Origin of the sequence: Microbispora bryophytorum (assembly GCF_006874465.1) — a bacterium.
GTDB classification, from domain to species: Bacteria; Actinomycetota; Actinomycetes; order Streptosporangiales; family Streptosporangiaceae; genus Microbispora; species Microbispora bryophytorum.
Genome location: NZ_VIRL01000085.1, coordinates 1 through 567 on the forward strand (window position 1 = coordinate 1; position 567 = coordinate 567).

Genomic DNA, 567 nt, shown 5'->3' on the forward strand with positions numbered 1-567 from the left:
TTCCTCGAAGGTGCCGGCCGTCCACGGGTGCGGCAGGAGAATGGTGAGACCGATGCCGTCTCTGCACTCGCTGCAGGCGCGCTACACCACAGCGGTGACGATGCTGTTGCTCCTGCTCACGGCCCTGGGCGGTGTGAGCCTGGACCTGGCGATCCGATACCGGATCGAGGACCAGGTGTTCTCCGCGGCCGAACAGGTCGCCACCCAGTGGACCGCGCAGGTACGCGCCGGCGCGCTGCCCGATCCCGCCTCCGCCTCCGGCACCGTCAATCTCGTCCAACTGGTCAACGCCCACGGCACGGTCATGGTCGCCAGCCCGGCCGCCACGAAACGACCGCCGCTCAGCGCCTTCCGGCCCGCACCCGGCAACCGGCTCCAGCAGCGCGTCGAGTGCCACCCCGGCGGCGGGCCGTGCGTCCTGCTCATGGCCGACCGCGTCTCACCGGCCCCCGACGCACCCGTCGTCTACGCCGGAACAACCGAGCCGCCCCTCCTCGCGACACACCGCCTCGAATACCTCATCACCGGAGCCACCCTCCTGATCGTCCTGACCGGCGGCCGCCTCAT

At 70.9% G+C, this 567-nt stretch carries 1 protein-coding gene; it reads left to right on the forward strand.

All coding sequences use genetic code 11. From position 1 onward, the window contains the following. Positions 1 to 52 precede the first annotated feature (52 nt). On the forward strand, positions 53 to 567 hold a 515-nt coding region (locus FLX07_RS35940), incomplete at its 3' end, for a hypothetical protein (protein WP_425280124.1).